The sequence below is a fragment of the Nostoc spongiaeforme FACHB-130 genome (genome assembly GCF_014698475.1).
In the GTDB taxonomy this organism is placed as follows: Bacteria; Cyanobacteriota; Cyanobacteriia; order Cyanobacteriales; family Nostocaceae; genus Nostoc_B; species Nostoc_B spongiaeforme.
The window spans coordinates 52,887-68,651 of sequence record NZ_JACJTB010000039.1 but is presented as its reverse complement, the minus strand read 5'-3'; the positions used below and the strand labels follow the sequence as shown (position 1 = coordinate 68,651).

At 40.4% G+C, this 15,765-nt stretch carries 4 protein-coding genes and 1 pseudogene; 3 read left to right on the top strand and 2 right to left on the bottom strand.

Annotated elements, in window-relative coordinates; all coding sequences use genetic code 11:
* From H6G74_RS31940 to H6G74_RS23485, 3 genes and pseudogenes are all read left to right on the top strand, one after another.
* Positions 1-108: pseudogene (locus H6G74_RS31940) on the top strand (IS982 family transposase); the annotation flags it as partial.
* Positions 109-436: 328 nt separating this feature from the next.
* Complete coding sequence (locus H6G74_RS23490) at positions 437-5,980, top strand: trifunctional serine/threonine-protein kinase/ATP-binding protein/sensor histidine kinase (protein ID WP_190969949.1); 5,544 nt, start codon at positions 437-439, stop codon at positions 5,978-5,980.
* Between the two features lie 720 nt (positions 5,981-6,700).
* Positions 6,701-7,051, top strand: coding sequence for an STAS domain-containing protein (locus H6G74_RS23485; protein WP_190969948.1), 351 nt, complete (start codon positions 6,701-6,703; stop codon positions 7,049-7,051).
* A 10-nt stretch (positions 7,052-7,061) separates the two neighbouring features.
* Here H6G74_RS23485 and H6G74_RS23480 read toward each other — a convergent pair whose 3' ends face one another.
* The gene (locus H6G74_RS23480; protein ID WP_190969947.1) at positions 7,062-7,847 is read right to left on the bottom strand and encodes a hypothetical protein; all 786 of its coding nucleotides are present in this window, start codon (positions 7,845-7,847) and stop codon (positions 7,062-7,064) included.
* A 233-nt stretch (positions 7,848-8,080) separates the two neighbouring features.
* Complete coding sequence (locus H6G74_RS23475) at positions 8,081-15,091, bottom strand: phytase (RefSeq protein WP_190969946.1); 7,011 nt, start codon at positions 15,089-15,091, stop codon at positions 8,081-8,083.
* Positions 15,092-15,765: the final 674 nt, after the last annotated feature.

The following is a 15,765-nucleotide window of genomic DNA, read 5'->3' as shown; positions in this document are numbered from 1 at the left end:
CATGTTGCCGCTAAAATCACCAGTCATACTCTACGCCTTTTTCTGCGTCAGCGTTTTGGTATTGATGTGCTTACTTTTGAACAGCATCCTCTGGCTTCATTCACATAAGGCGTAATGTTTAACAGCTTATTGACCCTCCGAATTTTAGATTTTGGATTTTGGATTTTGGATTCTTTAGGGTACAAGCCCCACCCCTAGTGGGTGGAAAAATCTAAAATCGTTAATCCAAAATCCCCAGGCACCGCACCCTTGTGGTCGGGGTCAATCCAAAATTGCAAATCTAAAATCCAAAATTACTTGACTCATACAGTTTGATGGTTAAAGTTTTTTAATGCTCACCAATCTCTGTAAATACAAGTAGTAATTTTTGCTTCAATGATAAAACTTTTTGTTTAGATGGGAATACTAAGTTTAGTATTTATGTCAATTTGATTCTATGCTGAGAATTCCCGGTTATAAATTGGGTAAAGAAATTTACAACGGTTCTAAAACTTTGGTTTATCGCGCTATTCGAGATATTGATTTATTATCGGTAATCATTAAAGTGCTGAAGAACCCTTATCCAAGTTTTAATGAACTTGTGCAGTTTCGCAATCAGTATACCATTGCTAAAAATCTCAACTCTCCCGGAATTATTCAAACTTATAGTCTAGAAAATTATGAAAATGGCTATGCGTTAGTCATGGAAGATTTTAGTGGAATTTCGTTGCGAGAATGGGGAATTAGGAATCGGGAGGTGGGAGGGAGGGTAAGCGTAGAGTTTCTGAAGGAATTTTTACAGATAGCGATCGCCCTTTGCAATTGTTTAGAAATACTTTATCAAGAGTGTATTATTCATAAAGATATTAAACCCAGCAATATATTAATTAATCCCGAAACTCAACAAGTTAAATTAATCGATTTTAGTATTGCATCTTTATTACCGCGAGAAAATCATACTATCCTGAATCCCAGCATTTTAGAAGGTACGCTGGCTTATATCTCACCAGAACAAACAGGGAGAATGAATCGGGGAATTGATTACCGGACTGATTTTTATTCTTTAGGGATTACTTTTTACGAATTACTTACAGGCGAGTTACCCTTTCAATCGAATGATCCCATAGAGTTGGTGCATTGTCACATTGCCAAAAAAGCACCTTTAGTCAATCAAATTAATCCTCAAATTCCAAATGTACTTGCAGAAATTGTCAATAAATTGATAGCGAAAAATGCCGAAGATAGATATCAAAGCGCATTAGGAATAAAATACGATTTAGAAAATTGTTTACAGCAGTTAAATTCTACTGGGGAAATTCTCAGCTTTGAAATTGCTCAACAAGATGTGTGCGATCGCTTTATTATTCCTGATAAACTCTACGGTAGACAAGCAGAAGTAGAAACTTTGTTGCAAGCTTTTGACAGAGTTAGTCATGGCGCAACCGAAATGGTATTAGTTGCTGGTTTTTCTGGTATTGGTAAAACCGCCGTTGTCAACGAAGTTCATAAACCAATTGTCCGCCAACATGGTTATTTCATTAAAGGTAAATATGACCAATTTCAACGGGATATTCCTTTTAGTGCTTTTGTGCAAGCTTTCCGAGATTTAATGGGACAGTTGTTAACTGAAAGTGATACCCAAATACAAGCATGGAAAAGCCAAATATTAACAGCCGTTGGCGAAAATGGACAAGTAATTATTGAAGTTATTCCCGAATTAGCCAGTATTATTGGCGAACAACCACCAGCCGTAGAATTATTCGGTAAAGCCGCCCAAAATCGCTTTAATTTGTTATTTCAAAAATTTACCAAAGTCTTTACCAGCGCGGAACATCCCTTGGTAATATTTTTAGATGATTTGCAATGGGCAGATTCAGCCTCATTAAAGTTAATGCGAATATTAATGGCTGATACAAATCATCTTTTATTAATTGGTGCCTATCGAGATAACGAAGTTAACCCTGGACATCCCTTAATTTTGACTTTAAATGAAATCCGCAAAACCAAAGTAGTAATCAATACAATTACTTTGGCAGCACTAGACCAGGAAAATATTAATCAATTAGTTGCTGATACCTTCAAATGTTCTGTAAATTTGGTCATAAATATTTCTCAGATAATATATCATAAAACTCAAGGCAATCCTTTTTTTACAACACAATTTCTCAAGGCATTATATCAAGATAGTCTAATAAAATTTGATGCAAGTTTAGGTTGTTGGCAATGTGATATTGCTCAAATTACGACTCAAGCAGTTACCGAAGATGTTGTCAATTTTATGAGTTTGCAACTGCGAAAACTTCCACCAACAACACAAAAAGTATTAAGGTTAGCAGCTTGCATTGGGAATCAATTTGATTTAGAAACTTTGGCTATTGTATCTGAACAATCAGAAGTAGATACTGCTACTGCTTTGTGGAAAACCTTAAAAGAAGGATTAATTTTACCCATTAATGATGTTTATAAATTCTATCAACAAGAGTCATTGGTTAATACAAATAATTATGTTATGGAGCCAAGTAATGTTAATTTATCGTTAGATAATAGTGAAGAAAAAACAAATGAATCAAGACAAATAACAGTTGCTTATAAATTTTTACATGACCGTGTACAACAAGCAGCTTATTCTCTGATTCCTGACAATCAAAAACAAGCAACTCACTGGCAAATTGGTCAATTACTTCAACAAAAATTATCAGAAAGTGAACAGGAAGAAAAGCTGTTTGATATTGTTGGGCATTTAAATCAAGGTCAGGCATTAATTAGCCAAAATAGCGATCGCCAAATCCTTGCCCAACTGAACTTAAAAGCTGGTGCTAAAGCAAAAACAGCCACAGCTTATGCTGCTGCTGTCGCCTATTTACAAACTGCGATCGCACTTTTGGAATCTGACTGCTGGCAAACCCAGTATGAATTAGCCTTAGAAATACATATAGTAGCGGCCGAAGCCAGCTATTTAAATGGTGATTTTGCTGGGATGGAAAAGTTGACTGCATTAGTACTGCAACAAGCCAAAACTATCCTTGACAAAGTGAAAATCTATGAAATTCAAATCGCCGCCCAAACTTCTCAGAGTCAAATGTTAGCTGCGATCGCAATTGGTAGAGAAGCTTTAAGACAACTAGGAATTGAATTCCCCAAAGAATTAGACGAAGTTCATCTTGGCAAAGCTTTAGCAGAGGTAAATCAGCAACTAAACAACAGAGAAATTGCCGAACTGATTAATTTACCCCTGATGAGTGAACCTACAGCCCAAGCTGTAATGCAGCTTTTAGGAATGTTGTTTGCACCAATTTTTCTAGGGAACCCCAGTTTACTGCCATTGTTGGGTACAACAATGGTGCGTTTATCGCTGGAGTTTGGCAATGCGCCCGCCTCAACGGTAGGATACGTGACTCAGGGTTTGGTATTGTGTGCTTTTTTAGGCGAAGTTGAAACTGGCTATAAGTTCGGGAAATTAGCACTCTCCCTACTAGATAAATTAAATGCTCAAAACTGGCAATCTTGCACTTTCACACTATTTGCCTGTTTTATTCAACATCGCCGACAAGCATTTTTAACAACCTTTTCCATATTAAAAGAAGCCCAAAGAACTGGTATGGAAACTGGTGATTTTCTCTATGTTGGCTATAGCATAGTCAGTGATGCCTTTACAAAAATGTTTGTTGGTGTAGACCTGAACACATTAACGCTGGAATTTCCTACTTTTACTGCTGTTTTAGCTCAAATTAAACAAGATTCAGCGCGTGTTTATTTAGACATGATACAGCAAACAGTCGAGCAATTGAAAGAAACCGTCAATCAACCAGATTGCTTAATTGGCAAGATATATGATGAAACGGTGATGTTGCCAAAGCACAAACAAGATAATGATCTCTCAGCAATTGCCTTTGTTTATATTTACAAACTGTTGCTGGCCTATTCTTATGGTAATTATGCCAATGCGCTTGACTACATTACCCAAGTCAAACCTTATTTAAGAGTGGCATTATCAGGACTGATTCATATTCCTATTTTCCATTTCTATGCAGCCCTCACTCACTTAGCAATCATTTCCACCCAACCAGAAGCAGAACAAATTCTCACTGAAGTAGAAACTCATCAAACAAACTTACATCAATGGGCGCAATCTGCCCCAATGAATCATTTACATCAATGGCATTTAGTTGAAGCAGAAAAATGTCGAGTCCGCGGTCAAAAATTAGCAGCAATGGAACATTACGATCGCGCCATTACTCTTGCCAAGGATCACAAATTTCTCAACGAAGAAGCCTTAGCAAATGAACTAGCTGCCAAATTTTATCTTGGTTTGGGTAGAACAAAAATCGCTCAAACTTATATGCTGGAGGCGTATTATTGTTATGCTCGTTGGGGTGCAGAAGCCAAAGTCATCGATTTAGAAACCCGCTATCCCCTACTACTAGTTACAATTCTGCACAAACAACAAGCATCTTTCAAAGCCACAGAAACCATTATTTCTTCCTCATCAGAGAAAGTTGATAGTTCTAGTTTCACTAAAAGTAGTCTTTCAACCAATCTAGATTTAGCCAGCATAGTCAAAGTTTCCCAATCACTTTCTAGTGAAATTGAGTTAGAAAAATTACTTTCGACTTTACTAGAAGTCATACTCCAAAACGCTGGTGCTGATAAATGTGCATTACTAATGCCAAAAGGTAATTCCTGGTTTATTGAAGCACTTTATCAACTCGAACAACCCAGTTGCATTTTGCGTTCTCTCCCCTTTGATGATCATCAAACACTACCCCTGAGTCTGATTAATCAGGTGAAAAATTCCTTAACTTTAGCAGTGATTGAGAATGCAGTTACAGAACAAACCCTAGCGGCTGATCCTTATATATTAGAATATTCCCCCAAAAGCGTGCTTTGTGCGCCAATTTTGAATCAAGGCAAATTGATTGGCATTTTATATTTAGAAAATAACTTGACAGTGGGAGCATTTACTCGCGATCGCCTCGAAATTTTACAGTTATTAATTTCTCAAGCCGCCATCTCTTTAGAAAATGCGCGATTGTACGCGCAACTAGAAGATAGAGTCAAAGAACGCACTCAAGAACTCAACCACAAAAATGAGGAACTGCAAACAACTTTAAAAGAATTACACCGTACCCAAACACAAATGGTACAAAGTGAAAAAATGTCAGCTTTAGGACAATTAGTCGCTGGTATTGCCCACGAAATTAATAACCCCATTACCTTTATACATGGCAACTTAAATTACATTCAGCAATATACAAATGACTTATTACATATAGTAGATGTCTATCAAGACCACTACCCCCATCCCCCAAAATCCCTAAATGCAGAAATCGAAAATCTAGATTTCAACTTTGTCAAAGAAGATTTGCCGAATATCCTCAAATCTATGCACATGGGTTCTGAACGCATTCGACAAATGGTGTTATCTTTACGCAACTTCTCTCGTTTGGATGAATCAGAATATAAAGCGGTGGATCTGCATGAAGGCCTTGATAATACATTAGTCATGTTGCAATATCGTCTGCAAGCCCAGACTAATCGTCCAGCCATCGAAATTATCAAAGAATATGGCGAACTACCGTTAGTAGAATGCTGCGCTAGGGAAATTAACCAAGTATTTATTAGTGTAATTGTCAATGCGATCGATGCCTTAGAAGAAAAAAGTCGTCATCACAGCTTACCAGAAATTACAGCCAACCCCAATCAAATTCAAATTCGGACTCTCACAACCGAATCAAACCAAGTCCAAATTATCATCGGCGATAATGGCGTTGGTATTCCAGAAAATATCCAATCTCGCTTATTTGATCCATTTTTCACAACTAAACCTGTAGGTAAAGGCACAGGTTTAGGATTGTCCATTAGCCATCAAGTGATTACAGAAAAACATGGCGGTTCCATTCATCTCAACTCTGTATTAGGTAAAGGAACAGAATTTATCATCACTTTACCTATTAAGTCAGATAAACATCCTCTTACTAACGTAACGGTTGAACTGCCATGATCATCTCTGTTTAGCAAAACTTTGATTTATCAAGCATTCTAGATTTAAATATAATTTGTTGATTAACTAATGGAATAGTTTGTTCATCAAATCTATAGATTTTTATTTATAATTGTAATTCGCAAAAATAATCTCATTGCATCACTACTGGATTGCATATAATTTTCTGAAAAATCCTAGATATTTCCTGAGTGATTATACGTTGTTTTTTGTAAAATTTTATACTCTAATATTGCAAATCCTTTTGTTTAACGTAATTCTGTGTTGTTTGCTACTTCGTTGATAAAGAGTTGGCAAAAACAATTCTCCAACATCGACGTTAAACTGCTAATTGCGATATAAAGTATTTACCCAGAAGAAAGTAACTCCAAAGCAGTTAATTTTTTAGGACTGATAAAGTTAATTGCTCGGACTGTATGACTTGTATCCGATATTTATAGAATTGCCATTAATCAGCGCGATACCAACATCGTTTCTATTAGGGCAAGAGTTTTTACTGATATTTATATAGGAATATATTTCCTATAAAATACTCGCTGTAGCTTTAGTTAGTACAAAAATAACTCCAGTTTAATTAGCTCAATTTTGGTTAACTACCTAATAGGTATCGATAGTATATTTCTATCCTATTCATAGAAATATACATTGTATAACTTGTAGTTGATCAAACTGTAACTGCTTCTAATTAACTTGAACTTATCAAAAAAAGGCAACTAAATTATGAACGACAAACTTCGGCTGACAATACTTGAACCAGCAGGGATTTTAGATAAAATTAGCGGCAATCAATTGCAAAATGAAATTAGCACCCTGATCAACAATGGTATTAACATTATATTGATTGATATGCAAGGAATTAAGTTTATCGATAGTTCTGGTTTGGGTTATTTAGTGTCAGCAATGAAAATTGTCAGTAATGCTAACGCCAAATTCTTTCTCTGCTCTGCTAGTGATCAGGTTAACATGTTGTTTGAAATCACTAAAGTGAACAAATCATTACAAATGTTTGCTGACAGAGACGAATGTAAACGCTACATTTTAAACACTTTATCTCGGATGTCTTGTAGGTAAAAAATTGAGGCTAACTATTATTCTGTGCTTCGAGTTTTAGTGACGGACGTAGCCACAAATATATAATCAGTCCCCAAAATGGTATTAAGCGGACTAGCCAGAGTATTTTGTCATTGTCCCATTGACGACGCGCCATATCATCTTTAACTAGCCATGACTGAAATAACCAGAATACCAGCATATCTACCACAAAAGAATATGCGAGGCGATCACTAAATAATAATTCTAATAAATCTTGCCAACGGGTTGTAATATCACCGTACTCAGGACGGGCTAATACAGACCAACTCAATGAAACCACAAAAACCCCAGCCAAAACCGAAGGTAAAACTCGGCTTTCGCCTACTTTTTCCACAAATGTTAAAGAATTTGTTGGTACTTGCGGATTTGCTTGACGCAACCCCAACCAAGGAAGAAAAAATACATTGGTGAGTAATGCTGTACCAATTAAAAATGAAATCATCGAAAATCGCTGATTGCGCCCATCAATTATAAAACCCCAAAATAATAGTCCCCAAGTCACCACAATGTTGAATAATCCCTCTAGTGCGGGATTACTAACTGGTGCTTCACTGGGGAAAATGATTGGCAGCACCAACCAAAAATTCATACTCAAATTCAATATTTCTTCTAATGTTTTGGGCGTGACATACAGCAGCGAATCTCCTGGTGGAATATCGCTTAATAATAAATAACCAACATAAAATAACCACACAGTCCAGATGAATATTCTGGACAAATTTAGCGATAAATTATGAGTAGAATTGGCAATAAATTGTTTTAATTCGCTGAACATTACTTTTTACGGCTATTATTACTAATAACTTTTATTCCTAAAATTTTCAGAGTTTCGTGATAATCACTAATCGTCAGAGAACTCAACTCTTGACCCAACAAATAAAAGCTACCCATAACTTTAACAGAATTAGACCTTCCATCTATAGGCGCAAAAATGTTTATAAAAATAAATTAGCCCTACTTAAAAAGGTAGGGCTAATCGCTATGATTTATCTCTGCTGAAATTGATTGTTAGGCAATATTCAAATCAACGCGGACGATTAAATCGTTGAAATCGCGATCGCCTCCTCTTGGTAAATCTTCAAAGCCAAAGATATTACTACCTAACAAAGTAATTTGGTCTGTTTGTCTGGTGTTAGCACCTAAGAATGGGAAGTAAACCGCCGGATTTCGGGGGTTGCTATCTAAAACTGCTTCTGGTGTGCCATTGGCAATAATGAATGGTGCATAGATATAACCTCCTTGCAAGGTTGCAGAGTAGGTTGCTGTCCCACGGTTGGCGGTTAGATCAATACCTGAAACACGGTTGCGAACAGCCGCTTCCGTATAACCAGCTTGTCCGGGTAAGATATCTGCTTGACCATCTCCGTTGAGGTCAATACCACCATTCACATCGCTGACTCGGTAGAAACTGGCGTAGTTTCTATAGCCTGCATCTTTGCTAACGACAAAATCAGCAGTGACTAATTCTGTAACGTTACGCAAGTCTATGAGTTCGGCTTGTGATTGACCTTGCAAAGCTGTACCAATTGGTAAAACTGTGTCGGTCGATTGGATATTTACCACTAAATCTTGGAAAGGCTGACCATTTCCTGGTTGAAATTCCCAAGCGAGGGAGAATGTATCGTTACCTAAGTTGGTGATTCTTTGGGTGTTGGGATTAGCGAAAATGACGCTGTTGCTGGGGATATTACCAGCGCGGACATCATCACTAGTACCGCTTCTGACTACATAAAATCTGAGTTGGTCGCCTGAATCAAATTCTAGTAATCTCGAAACATCGGCATTATTTAAGCCACGATTCACCGCCGAGAAGATGGTTCTAGCCCTTTCTAAAGCGGCTGCGGTGTAACCTGCTTCGCCTGGGGCGATACCGTTGATTCTACCTGCGGCATCATCTACGGTAAACACACCGATTTCATTGGTACGGCTAGTACTGCGTCTGGTGAGGTCTACTTGCAGTCGGGTTTTGGCACCACTGCCCTTGATTGTGAATATATCACTGTTGGGAATTTGGGCGAGAGAGCGATCGCTATCAGCAATAGTAACAGTTGCCGTGGTGTTAGTTCTGGCAATGTCGTAGTTATTACCATCCACTAACGTCAAAGTTACTGTTTCATTGCTTTCTACCAAGTTGTCATCAATTGGTTTAACGGCAATATCCACGTAGGAACTACCAGCCGCAATGGTGGCTGTACCTGTGAGGCTGTCGTAATCACTACCGTTAGTGGCAGTTCCACCAACCGTATAGTTGAAGGTTAAAGCTGTATTGGTATTACCAGCGCGAGAAATGCGGAAGGTTGCGGGGGTGGAATTTCCTTCTGTGGCATTGGGCGTAGTGCTTGTAACACTAATCACACCAGTAGTTAAATTCAGGGGCTTGTCTAGATGCAGGAGGATAATTTCGTTGTTGTCGATGTCTCCTGGTCTACCTTGGGAGAAGGGATAATTATTATCGTTGGCGACCAAGATAGTGTTCGCATCCAGTACCAACACGTCTTCAATGGTGACAAAGGGGAAGGTAAATTTTGTACTACCGTCTCGATTCAAGTCATTGGGGTCTTGAATATTCAGCAAATCGGCGACTTCTTGTTTTTCCACAAAGCCATTAGCATCGCGTTTTGAGAAGTCTACTTTGAAGATTTTCTTGAATTGGGCGGCGCTACCTTGCAGACCATCCCGTTCAATTACCAAATATTCATTTTCGTTGATGACGGTGAAATCACCAATGGCATAACTGGGGTTATCCAAACGGTAATAACCAACCAAACCTTGATATTGTTCTGAGGCGACATCAAATTTATAAATCCGCAGTGAACCTGCGGGGTCGCCAGCCACAGTACCTTCTAATAATGGGTACAGAGTTTGTCTGTCGGGACTGATGGCTAAACCTTCAAAACCTCTGGAACCACCGAGGTTAGCAACGGCTGGCTGTCCGACAAATTGGTCGCGGACTAAATCACCGACACCGGGGAAGTCGGTAAAGTAAGCATCTACACCCAACTCGATGAACTGTCTGTATTCTGCCAGTGGGTCGCCGTTGTAATCGGATGCTAAGAACACACTTTCATTGCGGAAGGTGTAAGGATGTACCTGCAAACCTGCGGCGTGGGCATCTTGTACTAAAGTTGTGGGAGTACCCAAAACGCGATCGCCTTCGCCACTAATCACCCCATCACCGTTGAGGTCATCTGGTCTACCATCACCGTTACGGTCTACTGTGTTAGAGGGAATGATCAAGCGTTTGTTAGGCCCAATCCCGACTGCGTAAGTGGCGATCGCCGCTAATCCTGTAGGTCTAATTAAGTCGCCGTAGGTGCGAGTGTCACCATTAAATTGGAAGTCGTAAGGTTGACCTGTCGCGCCCCCAATTAACTGAATTAAGGGGATATCAATTCCGGCTGCGGGTAAGATATTTTGTTTCAATTCCCGCAGATTACCTACCTCAAAGGATTGAATAAATACTCTGTCGGGGTCAGTAAAGTTTTCCGCAACTAAAACATTTACCAGCAATTGTCCCAGACTGGTATTGATGGGTGTACCATCAATGCGTCTACCTTCAACAGCAAAGTAAGTCGGGTGTTTGGTTTCGGGATAAATGCCGATTTTCCGCCCAGTTTCGGCTTCTACTTGCTGCACCAAATCAATGATTTCTTCTAGGGTAGGAACTTTCAACCCATCATTGTTAAATCTGGTTCCGCGCAAGCCCGGTAAGCGTTCAATTGCATTCAGAGTTTTGATTTCTGCTAAGGTGAGGTCTTCGGTAAACCAACCTCTGATAGTTCTACCATCGATAACTTTGGTCGTCAGTCGGTCAGCAAACTCAGGACGCAGGTAAATATCGGTGCTAGTGTCAGTTAGATTAACTGAACCATCATTGTTGAGAATTGCCAAAGCATTTTCGTGACGGGCGATTAAACGTCCATCTTTGGTCGCTACTAAGTCAGGTTCGATGAAATCTGCACCTTGAGCGATCGCTAGTCTGTATGCTTCTAAAGTATGTTCTGGTCTTTCACCACTCGCGCCACGATGTCCAATAACTAATGGTGCATCACCACTTAAGGTATTAAAATCTTGCAGGTTGCGGACATCGGGGTTTTGCGGCGATCGGACAAACTGTCCGGTCAACTGGTCACGGACAAAATCACCAGTACGAGGAAAGTCGGTAAAGTAACCATCCACACCCAAGTTAATAAACTGGCGAAACTCCGCTTGGGGATCACCGTTGTAGTCGATTGCAAGATAACGTCCTTCGTTGCGGAATGTATAAGGATGGACTAACAAGCCTGCATTATGGGCATCACTCACTAAAGAGGTTGGTGTAGTTAAGGTTTTATCTGCGTCATTAACTAATCCATCACCGTTGACATCATCCGCTTGACCATCGCCGTTAGCATCCACACCGCGAACTGATACAATCATCCGCTTCCAAGGGCCGATTCCTTCGGCGTAGGTGGCAATTTCTCGCAAACCTTCGGGTGTTCTTAAGTCGCCGTAGGTGCGAGTATCGCCGCTAACCTGGAAGTCAAAAGGTCGATACTCAATCAGCGAACCATCAAGTCTGGTATCAATCGCATCCAATAACTGAATTAGAGGTAAATCAATCCCAGCCGCAGGTAAAATTACATCATTGAGTTGCCTGAGATTACCGACCTCAAAAGATTGAATAAATACGCGAGTGGGGTCAGTAAAGTCATTCTCAACTAAGAGGTCTACTAATTTTTGACTGATATCTTGATTGATTGGTGTACCATCAAGTTTTGTCCCGACAGATGCAAAGTATGTGGGGTGCTTAGTTTCGGGATAAATGCCGATTTTCTTACCTGTATCTGCTTCTACCTGCTTCACTAAATCAATGATTTCTTGCAAGGTAGGAATTTCGTACAAGTCGTTAAAGGCTTGAGTACGGAAACTCGGCTGGATTCTGGCGCGGAGGGTTTTAATTTCTGCGAGGGTAAAGTCTTCAACAAAGAAACCATCCTCAGCGATACCATCTACAATTTTAGTTCTACGGCGATCGGCAAATTCAGGATGATCTAAAACGTTGGTGGTGTTGATAATATTCGGTTCGTGACGGGCAATCAATACACCATCTTTTGTCACCACTAAGTCCGGTTCAATGAAGTCTGCACCCTGTTGAATTGCCAACATATAAGAACCAAGGGTGTGTTCTGGTAGTTCACCGCTTGCGCCTCGGTGTCCAATCACAATTGGTGCTTGACCATCTAAAGTATTGAGATTGGTAATGTTGGGTGTAGGAATCGGTGCATCTAAAAGTTTGCCGGTTGCATCAAAGTGCAGTAAGTAAGGGCCAAACTCATCGCCAATCCAGAAAGTACCATCTTCCGCAATTACAAAAGATTCAATATCAAAATCTGCACCAGTGAGTAAGCGATCGCTAGTACCTTCATTCACAATCTGGAAAGGAACTTTATTATCTGGGTCAGATAGCTGAATAAAGTTCAAAATATTGACGCTACCGTTACCGCCTGGTTCAGCACCCCGGAAACTGGGATCAGCACGATAAATCCGCAATAGGTAGTCTGCGCTGTTATTCTGACTGCCAAAACCGTTGTCAGAGAGGAAATAGAAGGAATTATCATCAGCCCTTTGGACACCACTAAAACCTTGTATTGGTTGGGCGGCGAAGGGGACATTCCGGCCGTTGGTTCCGGTAATTGCACTACCAGACCTTGGCCCTTCAGCAAAGGTATCAGCAGGAAGTGAAGCAAAGCCTTTGAGGGTGACTCTGGGAACAAACTGGGAAGTATCAGGATTGCGGGGATCGTAACCTGTGGTATCGATGGTTAAAGCCTCTGGGAAAGCGTTGGCGATGTTTTGCCAAGGAACAAATTTAAAGTTAGTGCTGATGTTTTCAATTTCCCCGTCATCTTCTACAAGTACGGCGGGATCATTAGAACCATCTTGAGTAATAAACACGCCTGATGGGAAGTTAGCGCCTAAAGGCACATTGATTACATCTGCGCCATCAGACTCTTGCACACTATCAATTGACCCGTTATTCCCGATCGCAAAACTACCTATATACTCGTTATTACCAGCACGGTTGTAAGCCACAAAGGTGTTATCGCCTTGGCTAGAAGCTAACAGATAGCCTTGACCATCACTACCGTAGTAAATTGTTAATCCTTCGACATCATCAGAGAGGTTACTACCACCCAAATCTCGGACGCGATCAATCAGTGTACCTGTACTGCTTCCGTAGGGTTCTGCATCAAATTTCCAGATACCGACATCTTCTTGACCGATGTATAGATAGCCTGTTTCTTGGTCAACTACCATCCCTTCGGTTTGCGGCGATCGCCCTGCTGTAGTCGGAATGGTAAACTGTCTGACTAGTTCTGCACCAATTTGACCATTACCTTTGTCTATTAGTCTCAACTGGGCTACGTCTCCAGTTTCCCGACGGCTAACAAAGGCATAGTAATCATTGCTTTGGGGACTGCGGTATAAGGCTAAACCGTAAGCACTGCGTTCGTCGGATGAATAAGGTGGTTCAAAAGGTGCTGCTTGGAAAATAGTACTGATACTGCTATCGGTAATGTCTTCTAAATATTCACCGGGGGTTGTGGGGTTGGGATTAATTTGGAAGATTGCCAGTTTATCATTTTCGCGATCGCTGGCTACGGCAATATCAATTGTGGTGTCACCCAACTTAAAGCCATATTGCAAATCAATATTGTTGTAGCGAATATCGCCAGGATTGAAGGTTTGCAACAATTCCCCAGATAAGTTGTAAACTCGCAACCCGCCATTTTTCACCGATGTCAATACCAAACTGTTAGCAGAATTAGTGGCGTTGACATAAATCGCTGGATCATCTGCATCAGCATTTTGAATATCATCATCCAACAAAGCAGGGCTGGTTTCGACAGTCGGCGCAACTGTGGGAATTAAATCTGCACTTAAAGTTAGAATCTGGGTAAATTGGGTGGCGCTGAAGTTATTGTCACTCACCAGAACAATTGATTGACGACCATCTGGTAAGGTGGGGCCAAACTCTATCCCTTCGATGTTATCCAAGCCAGTGGGTAAATCCAAATCATTCAAATTCAACACCAATCGTTTTTGGGCTGGTTGAATTGCAGCTAATTCTGCCGCAGTCAAACTACTAAGTGAGTTGATGCTGCTGATATCAGTTGCACCTTGGAGAGAGATTTCGTAGATTTTGATTGTATTGCCTGTACCGGGAACGCCTGTAGAAAAAGAACGTTCTACAGCGAGTATTGTCCCGCGATTATCAATAGCTAGTAAATCTACTAAGCCATTGGTACTAAATGCAGTGTTTGGTACTGCTGTTTCTGCTACTGGGTCAGTGACATACAGATATTCTTTAGTTGGCTGTCCTGTAGCTAAGTCATATTGCAGGATGCGCGAAGGTGTACCCGCAGTTAGAGAAGCCACCGCCCCATCTTGGAATAAGGCGTTTTCGGTGGCGGTGAATAAAGTTGTTTGGTCTGGGGTGATAGTGAGACTTTCAAAGGCTAAGTTATTTCTGACACCAGATGTTTGGCTATTATCTGCTTGAACTACTGGTAAGAATTTAGTCGGGATAGTTAGCGATCGCAATTCCTGACCTGTAGTCAGAGAAAATTCCCTGACAAACGGATTTGTTACCCGACCAGCATTAATATTGACTTCTCCTTCCGAAGAAATGAAAACTGTATTGTTGGTAGTCAAGACAATATCTTCTGGGTCTAAACTCAACGCCGCAAATAAATTACCATTGGTATCTCTCAGGGGAGTGACATTAGTAAAAGTCACATTATTAGTAGCAGGATCACCAGTGAAAGTATAAAAGCGGGCGGGGCCAATTTGGGAGCGATCATCCGAAATGACATAGTAACGATTATTAGCAGCATCGTAAGCAAGACCAGATAAACCACCTACTTGAGTTGGCGTACCATTGACAATTCCTGCTACACCAGAAGGAACAAAACCTGTAGCAAAAATCTGTTGTCCTAAAAATTCTATGTTGGTGATAGTTTTACCAGCTTGCATATTTTTGGGTATCGATAAATCAGGATTCAGAGAAGCGATTTCCGCTTTTACTCACTAAAAACTTGTGAGTTTATATGATGTGCAACTTATTTTTTTAACCCCTCTCCAAACCTCTCCCCGAAGCGGAGAGAGGCTTTGAATATTGCTCCCCTTCCCTACAAGGGAAGGGGTTGGGGGTTAGGTTGGTTTGAGATAAAGTTGCACACGGTGTGAGTTTGTAAACAGGCGATGCCCCTGGCAAGCCGCTTGCGTCTACGCAAATTTGCCATGAAAATATAAACTGCAAAGATGCACTTTACAGCTTGGGCGATCGCACCATGAAATAACTGTGATATTCAGTGCTTCACGCTATCCCAGGTAGGTTAAGAAATGCCTAGCAAAAGGTTAATTAAAGTTCCTTGTCTGAACTTTGGAAAAGTCAGCTTGTTAGTGTAGCGACTGTTTGAAGAGACGAGGGAAATTCCGAATTTCTCACGTATATGTGGGGAGTGTGGGGAGACGAGGGGGACAAGGTAGAAAGATGTTTAATCATGAAAAAACGTAGACGTGAAAGCGGTGAAGCAGTGCGTCTACGTTTTTCCTTAACCTGTGCATAAGTCATATATATAAGTAGTAGATTACCGAAATTAATCGGCGTTCATCCGCGTCCATCTGCGGTTAATTTTCTTCTTTTC